The organism is Bradyrhizobium sp. (genome assembly GCF_019244115.1).
In the GTDB taxonomy this organism is placed as follows: Bacteria; Pseudomonadota; Alphaproteobacteria; order Rhizobiales; family Xanthobacteraceae; genus Bradyrhizobium.
In genome coordinates, this window is record NZ_JAFATE010000510.1 from 1 (window position 1) to 3053 (window position 3053).

At 61.0% G+C, this 3053-nt stretch carries 2 protein-coding genes; both read right to left on the reverse strand.

The genetic code is table 11. The annotated features are described in order from the left end of the window. Nucleotides 1–30: 30 nt before the first annotated feature. Nucleotides 31–1929: an extracellular solute-binding protein gene (locus JOZ76_RS22735; protein WP_291702092.1), complete on the reverse strand. Its 1899-nt coding sequence runs from the start codon at nt 1927–1929 to the stop codon at nt 31–33. Between the two features lie 290 nt (nt 1930–2219). After that, nucleotides 2220–2771 carry a c-type cytochrome gene (locus JOZ76_RS22740; RefSeq protein WP_291702094.1) on the reverse strand — a complete coding sequence of 184 codons (552 nt, stop codon included), beginning with the start codon at nt 2769–2771 and terminating at the stop codon, nt 2220–2222. Nucleotides 2772–3053: the final 282 nt, after the last annotated feature.

Below are 3053 nucleotides of genomic sequence, written 5' to 3' on the forward strand. Positions count from 1 at the left end.
TGCGAAGACATGGCGTGCGAAAAAAATCGGTCAAGTTGGTTTGCCTGTTTTGGCCGCCTTGCCGGCGTCCCACCACCATATGTCGGGGAATGCCGAGATACCATATTTCGGCAGCGGATCGGGCCGGCTGAAACGATCCCAGCGCGCATAGCGCTCATAGGGGATGTTGAACTGCGGCACGACGTAGCAATTCCACAGCAAGACGCGATCAAGGGCCTTGCAGCACGCTGCCAATTCGGCGCGATCCTTGGCGAAGATGATGCGATCGATCAGAGCATCGACCGCAGGATTCTTGATCCCCGGATAGTTGCGGCTGCCGGGTCTGTCCGCCGCCTCCGATCCGAAGAAATCGCGCTGCTCATTGCCCGGCGACAGCGACTGTGGCCAGATCGCGGTAATGATATCGAAGTCAAAACTGCGCCGACGATTTTCGTATTGCACGCTGTCGAGTGTCCGCACACTCACGGCGATGCCGAGCCGCTCCAGATATGGCTTGTAGAACAGCACGCCGCGCTCGTCCCCGGGATCCTGACAGATGAACTCGACGCTCACGGGTTTGCCCGAGGGATCGACCAGCTTGCGGTCCCGATTTTCGAACCCCGCCTCCTTGAGAAGACGCGACGCTTCACGCAGATTGGCGCGGGAGGCCTCATCATTGCCGCCCACCGGATTCTTGTACGGTGTCGTGAACACCTCGGCAGGCACCTTGTCACGCACGGTCTCGAGGATCTGCAACTCCTGATCTTCCGGAAGACCGGTGGCCATGAACTCCGGCATGCCATCGAAATAGCTGCTGTCGCGATGGTACTCGCCGTTCGAGAGCAGGCGGTCCGATGTCTCCCAATCATAGGCAAGATTGAAGGCGCGGCGGAGCCTGACATCGGCGAAGAGCGGCCTGCGCAGGTTGAACGCGAACCCCTGCATCCGCCCAGAGCTTTCATCGGGAAACTTCTCCTTGATGACGCGCTTTTCAGTCACGGCCGGAAAGTCGTACGCGGTCGACCATTGCTTGCCGCTGCGTTCGCTGAACCAGTCGAGCTGATCGGCTTTGAAGGCCTCCCGCCCCACGGAGTCGTCGCGAAAGAACTCGAATCGGATCTGGTCGAAATTGTTCTGCCCGACCGATACCGCGAGATCCTTGCCCCAGTAGTCTTTCACGCGTTCCAGCACGACCGACCGGCTCGCGACGAACTCCTTGATGCGGTAGGGCCCGGAGCCCAATGGAATTTCGAGCGTCGTCGCCGTGACGTCGCGCTTGCGTCCCTGCGCGTCGGTTCCTTCCCACCAGTGCTTGGACAGCACGGGAAATTCGCCGGCGATGGCCGGGAGCTCACGATTTCCAGGCATGTCGAACGTGAACTTCACATCGCGCTCACCGACCGGCTCGCACTTGACGATGTGCCGGTAATACGCGCTGTACATCGGGCTGTTCTTCTTCAATGCGTCGAACGAGAAGACGATATCATCCGGTGTCACCGGCTTGCCGTCGTGCCAGCGCGCCTCCGCGCGCAAGCGATAGATGGCGTAGGAAAAGTCATCCGGGTAGGCGGCCGCCTCCGCAAGCTGCCCATAGGCTGTCAATGGTTCGTCCAGTGACCGCGTCGTCAGCGTCTCGAGAACCATCGTGACGCCATTAGCGAGTGAGCCCTTCACACCGTTGATGACGATGTTGAAATTGTCGAACGTCCCCAGTTCGAACATCCGCACCACGCCGCCCTTCGGGGCATCCGGATTGACGTAGCCGAAGCGTTTGAAGCCGGCCGGATATTTGATGTCGCCGAGTGACGCCAGCGCATGGCGCCAGACCGGCTCGGAGGAGCCTTCCGCATAGGCTGGCGTTGCGGTCGGGAAACAGGCTGCGGTTCCAAGCGCCGGTGTGAGCGCGACGAACGCGCCACCCTGCAGGAGGTGTCGTCTGCTAATGGCCAAATCGAAGCGTCCTCTTGAAGCAAGCAGCGCTATTGGAGAGCTATTATACGGCAAGGGTTCGACCGATAACGTTGCTTTTTCCTCATGATAACCCCCTGAAAGGGGTTTCTGTGCGGCGAAACGTCCCGATAACAAAGCCGCGAGACCCGCGTTCCGATCTGTGGGGCTCTGCCTTCTTCAGTTCGGCCCGTTTGCTTCACGCGAACAGGTACCCGCTCGAAAACGCTACGCGCCAAAACGAAAACGGCCAGGGGAGACCCGGCCGTTCACAATTCCATGAAGGCAAAACATCACTTCGCCGCGGTGGGCAGGGGCGCCGGATGATCGGAGAGCGAATTGAGATAGGCGATCACGTCTGCGCGCTCGCTGTCCTTCGGAATACCGGCAAAGCCCATCGCCGTGCCCGGGACGTAGCCCTTCGGATTGGCGATGAACTGGTTGAGATCGTCGACGGTCCAATCGCCGCCCTTGCCCTTCATGGCCGCCGAGAAGTTGAAGCCGCCCCGACCCTCGCCCTTCTTGTCGCCCACGATGCCATAGAGGTTCGGACCGACGCGGTTGGGACCACCCTTCTCGAAGGTATGGCAGGCTTGGCACTTCTTCGCCGCAGCCTCACCCTTTTCGACGGACGCTGTCTGCAGAAGCTTCTCGATCGGCTCCGACTTCGCCGGCGCCGCCTCCTTGCCGCCGCCTTCGGTGGCCTCCTTCGCAGCGATCGCAAAACCCGGCTTTTCCGGTGCCTTCGCAGCGAACAGGGCCTGGGCGGTGAAGTTCATCACCAGCAGGATCAGGCAGCTCGCCAGGACCGCGCCGAGTATCTTGTTGAGTTCGAAGGAGTCCATTTTAGCTCAGGCTCCAGGGCCTTACGGGAATGTCGACTGGAAGGCCGGACGAGCGGCCGCGCGGGAAAAGTTTGGGGAATCGGACTTTTCGCACCGCACCCCCAAGCACGGTTCAGATATCGGTTTGCCCCTGCTCTGGCAACCCGTATAAGCGGCCCAAATCTGCTCCCGTCCCCACCATTTCCGCCGCGCCGGCGGCCTTCTCGACCCGGACCCTGAAGCCCATGGCCGAAACCCGCAACCTCGTGCTGATCCCGGCCCGCATGGCCTCGACCCGCCTGC